4 protein-coding genes and 1 pseudogene are annotated in these 5,126 nt (G+C 73.6%); 4 read left to right on the top strand and 1 reads right to left on the bottom strand.

Features of this window, described 5'->3' with window-relative positions; genetic code table 11:
* From L0B03_RS13650 to L0B03_RS13635, 4 genes are all read left to right on the top strand, one after another.
* On the top strand, nt 1-893 hold an 893-nt coding region (locus L0B03_RS13650), incomplete at its 5' end, for an iron ABC transporter permease (RefSeq protein WP_250446675.1).
* Nucleotides 893-1,942, top strand: coding sequence for an ABC transporter ATP-binding protein (locus L0B03_RS13645; RefSeq protein ID WP_250446673.1), 1,050 nt, complete (start codon nt 893-895; stop codon nt 1,940-1,942). The genes L0B03_RS13650 and L0B03_RS13645, both read left to right, overlap by 1 nt.
* Before the next feature lie 429 nt (nt 1,943-2,371).
* Nucleotides 2,372-4,003 carry a methyl-accepting chemotaxis protein gene (locus L0B03_RS13640; protein ID WP_250446672.1) on the top strand — a complete coding sequence of 544 codons (1,632 nt, stop codon included), beginning with the start codon at nt 2,372-2,374 and terminating at the stop codon, nt 4,001-4,003.
* Nucleotides 4,004-4,278: 275 nt separating this feature from the next.
* Entirely contained in the window at nt 4,279-4,425 is a 147-nt protein-coding gene (locus tag L0B03_RS13635) for a hypothetical protein (protein ID WP_250446670.1), read from the top strand.
* Nucleotides 4,426-4,437: 12 nt separating this feature from the next.
* On the opposite strand, the pseudogene L0B03_RS13630 reads toward L0B03_RS13635, so the two are convergent.
* Nucleotides 4,438-5,126 (bottom strand): annotated as a pseudogene (locus L0B03_RS13630) (GNAT family N-acetyltransferase); the annotation flags it as partial.

The following is a 5,126-nucleotide window of genomic DNA, read 5'->3' as shown; positions in this document are numbered from 1 at the left end:
GCGCCCTGCAGCTGGGCCGCCCCGAGCGGGTGGCCCACCGCCGGCTCGCCCTGCGCGGACCCGAGCGCAGCGTCGGCGACCTGCTCGCGGTCGGGGTGACCGCCGTCGTCGTCGTGGTGCTGCTCGCGTTGCCGTTGGTCACGGTGCTGGTGCGGTCCTTCCGGACGCCGACCGGCTGGGGCCTGGGCAACTACGTCAACCTGGGCACCACGGGGGGCAGCAACGCGCTGAGCGTGACCGTGTGGGAGGCGGGGCTGAACTCCCTGCGCATCGCGGTGGACGCGACCGTCATGGCGGTGGTGGTGGGCGGGCTCGTGGCCCTGGTGGTCTCGCGCCGGCCGCGGGGGCGGGGGACGCGACGGGCGGTCCGGGCCCTGGATGCGGTGTTCATGCTGCCCCTCGGCGTCTCGGCCGTGACCGTCGGGTTCGGCTTCCTCATCGCCCTGGACCGTCCCCTCGGGCTCGACGTCGACCTGCGCACCCACCCGCTGCTCATCCCCGTCGCGCAGGCCGTGGTCGCGACCCCGCTGGTGGTGCGTACCGTGCTGCCCGTGCTCCGCGCGATCGACCACCGGCTCCACGAGGCCGCCGCCGTGCTCGGCGCCTCCCCGGGGCGGGTGCTGCGCCTGGTGGACTGGCCGATCGCCGCGCGCTCCCTCGGGCTGGCGGTGGGCCTGGCCTTCGCGGTCAGCCTCGGGGAGTTCGGCGCGACGTCGTTCCTGGCCCGGCCCGACCGACCGACCCTGCCCGTGGTGATCTTCCGCCTCATCGGACGCCCGGGGGCCGAGAACCTCGGCATGGCCCTCGCCGCCTCGGTGCTCCTGGCCCTGGTGACCGCGAGCGTCATGGCCCTGACCGAACGGCTGCGCGCGGGCGCGGCAGGGGAGTTCTGATGACACCGCAGCACCCGTCACCCACCCACCCGTCCGACACCACCCCGGGCGGCCGCGGCCTGGCCGTGCGTGACCTCGTCGTGCACTACCGGGACGACGACGGCACGACGGCGACCGCGGTCGACGGGCTGAGCCTCGACGTCGAGCCCGGTGAGGTGCTGGGGCTCCTCGGGCCCTCGGGCAGCGGCAAGTCGAGCCTGCTGCGGGCCGTCGCGGGGCTCGAGCCGGCCTCCTCGGGGTCGATCACCTGGGACGGCGCGGACCTCGCCGGGGTGCCGGTGCACCGCCGCGGGTTCGGGCTGATGTTCCAGGACGGGCAGCTGTTCCCGCACCGGGACGTGGCCGCGAACGTGGCCTTCGGCCTCGAGATGGCAGGGGAGCCGCGGGCCCGGCGCCGCGAGCGGGTGACCGAGCTGCTCGAGCTGGTCGGCCTCGGCGGGTTCGCCGACCGCGCGGTCTCGACCCTGTCGGGCGGGGAGCGGCAGCGCGTGGCGCTGGCCCGGTCCCTCGCGCCGCGGCCCCGGCTGCTGCTCCTCGACGAGCCGCTCTCAGCCCTGGACCGTGCGCTGCGCGAGCGTCTCGCGACTGAGGTGCGTGAGGCACTGACCACCACGGGCACGACGGCGGTCTTCGTGACCCACGACCACGACGAGGCCTTCGCCGTCGCCGACCGGATCGCGGTGATGGACCTCGGTCACCTGCTGCAGGTCGCCCGGCCCGTGGACCTGTGGCACCGCCCGGCCTCGCAGCGGGTCGCCGAGTTCCTCGGCTACGAGGCCTTCGTGCCGGCCGGGGTGCTGGCCGGGGTCGAGGACGACGCCCTGGTGGCCCTCGGCCCCGGCTCCCTGCGGCTCGACCCGGCGGGGGACCTGCGCGGGACGGTGCGCAGCGCGGGGTTCCGGCGCGGGGTGGTCGAGATCGTGGTCGAGGTCGAGGGGATCGGACCGGTCACGGTGGTCGAGCCGAGCGCCCCGGACCGTGCCGTCGTCGGGCCGGGGGAGCACGTCCGGCTCACGGTCGACGTCGACGCGGTGCCGCGGCTGGGGTGAGGTCGGGCCGCTGGACGCTAGACGCCGTTCACCGTGGGGGCTGATCGGGCGCCCGGTATGAACCGTACGTCGGATACGCGTGGCGCGCCGTTGTCGACCTGCGACATCGTGCCGTTCGCCCGACTCCCGACGAAGTGGTCCTTCTATGACAACGGCCACCCGCTCGTCCGTGCGGCGGACGGCGCTGACCGCCGCTGCGCTCGCCCTGCTCCTCCCGACCGTCGCGCCCTCCGCGGGCGCCGCGCCGACGACGACGTCGGCCACCACTGCCACGCAGGGGGGTGCGGACCGCCGACCTGTCGACGGGGCGTTCCGCGCGCTGAGAGTCCATGTTCCGCCAGGTCCCGTTCGCGAAGGGCGGGCCGGCCGGGAGAAACGCAACTTGCTCAAACATTCAACTACACAGGCGCCTGCCGATGAGTAGGGCGAGTGTCCACCACCATCCAGGTCTGGGAGATCGTCATGCGTCTGTCCCGTCTCAGCGTCGGTCACCGGATCGCCGTCGCCGTCCTCGTCGTCGTTCTCAACATGCTCGTCGTGACTGCGGTGGGGGTCAGCCAGGTCGAGACGATCAACAGCCGCCTGACCACGATCAACGACGTCAACAGCGTCAAGCAGCGGTACGCCATCAACTTCCGCGGCAGCGTCCACGACCGTGCGATCAGCCTCCGCGACGTCGTGCTGGCGTCCTCGCCCGAGGCGGCGGCCGCCCCGATCGCGGAGATCGAGGCGCTGGCCGCCGCCTACGCGGAGTCGGCAGCCGAGATGGCGGTGCTCTTCGAGGACCGTGCGGCGGTCAGCGCGGACGAGGTGGCGGCGCTCGCGGAGATCGACCGGGTCGAGGCCGTCGGGCTCCCGCTGATCGAGGAGGTGACCGGGCTGGCCCTAGCCGGGCAGGACGGCCTGGCCCGGCAGCTGCTCGAGCAGGAGGCCGCCCCGATGTTCCGGGACTGGCTCGCCGCGATCAACGTCCTCATCGACCTGGAGGAGGAGATGAACGCCCAGGAGGCCGCTGCGGCGCGGTCGGTCGGACAGAACTTCCTCCTCGTCATGCTCCTGCTCTGCGCCGGCGCCGCGATGGTCGCGGGGACGGTCGCCTGGTTCATCACCCGCAGCATCACCCGTCCGATGGCCGAGGCGGTCGCCCTCTTCGCGGCCGTCGCCGAGGGGGACCTGACCCGGCGACTGAGCAGCGCGTCGAAGGACGGGCTCGGCGAGATGGGGCCCTACGTCAACACCGTCTTGGAGCGGGTGGGCACGGTCCTGGGCGACGTCGGGGAGGGGGCTGTCGTCCTGGCGGCGACCAGTCGTCGCATCGACCAGGTGTTCGGCACCATCTCCGCGGGCGTCGAGGCGTCCTCCGGTCAGGCGACGGCCGTCGCCGCCTCGGCGTCGGAGGTGTCCAGCAACGTGCGGACCGTCGCGGTGGGCACCGAGCAGATGGAGGCCTCCATCCGCGAGATCGCGACCAGCGCCGCAGACGCCGCCTCCGTCGGCCACCGGGCGGTGCAGGCCGCGGCGGCGACCAATGCGACCGTCACGAAGCTCGGGGCCTCCAGCCGGGAGATCGGCGACGTCGTCAAGGTGATCACCTCCATCGCCGAGCAGACCAACCTGCTGGCTCTCAACGCGACCATCGAGGCCGCCCGGGCTGGCAGCGCCGGCAAGGGGTTCGCGGTCGTGGCCACCGAGGTCAAGGAGCTGGCCAGCGAGACCGCGCGGGCGACCGAGGACATCTCGCGCCGGATCGAGACCATCCAGGCTGACACCGCGAGCGCCGTTCAGGCGATCGAGGAGGTCTCGCAGGTCATCGGGCAGATCAACGACTACCAGACCTCGATCGCCTCGGCCGTGGAGCTGCAGACCACCACCGCGCGGGAGATGAGCCACCACGTCGCCGACGCGGCCGCGGGCTCGGGGGACATCGCCGGCAACATCAGCGGGATCGCCGACGCCACCCAGGTGATGACGGCCACGATCGCCGAGTCGAACAAGGCGGTGGTCGAGCTGGCCCAGTTCTCGGCCCACCTGCAGCAGCTGGCCGACAGGTTCAGCGTCTGAGCCACGACGCCGGTCCCGTCCGCCCGGCGCCGCACCCGCCCCGTCACGTCGGACCTGCGCCCCCGGGCGCCGGGTACGCAAGTCCGACGTGCCGAAGCTGCTGATCGACGCCGACGGCTCTCCGACCAGGTGCTCGAGGCCGCCTCCCGGGCGACCGGGGTGCTCGCGCCGCTGACCACCCCGCACCTGGGTGGCGCCCTCGGGCACCCTGCGGGCTCGCCGAGTACCGCAGCCGCCTGCTCGCCGACGGCACCCTGCTGCCGTTCCAGCCGCCGATGCTCGTCTCGATCGCCACCAGCGTCCGCCACGGGTTCCTGGACGGCACCACCTCTGACCTCGTGGACCTGCTGGGTCGACAGCTGACTGATCCGCTCACCGTCGCCGTCGAGACCTCGGCTGCCCTGAGGCCGGAGCGCGGGTAGCTCGCTACACGATCAGGTCAGGTGCTTCTGCCACTCGCCGGAGACGCCGGTCGGGCGGAAGCCGAGGGCCACGTTGATCGCGAGCATGTGACGGTTCTCCTCGGCGTTCCACGTGTGGACGCGCTCCGCCGCGGGGTGGGAGGCGGCCAGGCGTCGCAGCATGTCGGCCTTGACGAGCATGCCCAGGCGGCGTCCGCGGTGCTCCCGCAGCACGAGGGTGTCCTCCTGGAACACGACGGCGGGTCGCTCGTGGGGCATCTCGACCATGGTGAAGGCCGCGAGGGCCCCGGTGGGCACGTGCTCGGCGGCCACCACGAGGAACGCGTGCCCGGCCGCGGCGATCCGCTCCTCGGCGGCGCGCACCCGGGCGGCGTCCCAGACGTCCTCCTCGATCTCGAGGCCTGCGGAGGGCGCATCGGTGGACATCCGCGTCTCGAGGACGGCGAAGTGCTCGAGCCACTCCTCGGGCAGGTGGTCGCGCCAGGCGTGCAGGCGGTAGTCCGGGCCGGCCCGGCCGGCGGCCTCGGCGTGCATCCGGTCGAGCAGCTCCGGGGCGACGGGCAGGTCCAGCACGCTGTAGCGCTCGGCCTGCTCGAGGACGAACCCGTGGCGGTGGGCGAAGACGGCCCCGGGCTCGGCGCTGTCGATCCGCCCGCTGGCGGTCGGCGCCTCGAGGGCACTGGGGGCGTCGGCGGGCGGCT

It is taken from the genome of Actinotalea sp. C106, from assembly GCF_023630195.1.
Taxonomy (GTDB): Bacteria; Actinomycetota; Actinomycetes; order Actinomycetales; family Cellulomonadaceae; genus Actinotalea.
This window is presented reverse-complemented; position numbering and strand designations above follow the sequence as displayed.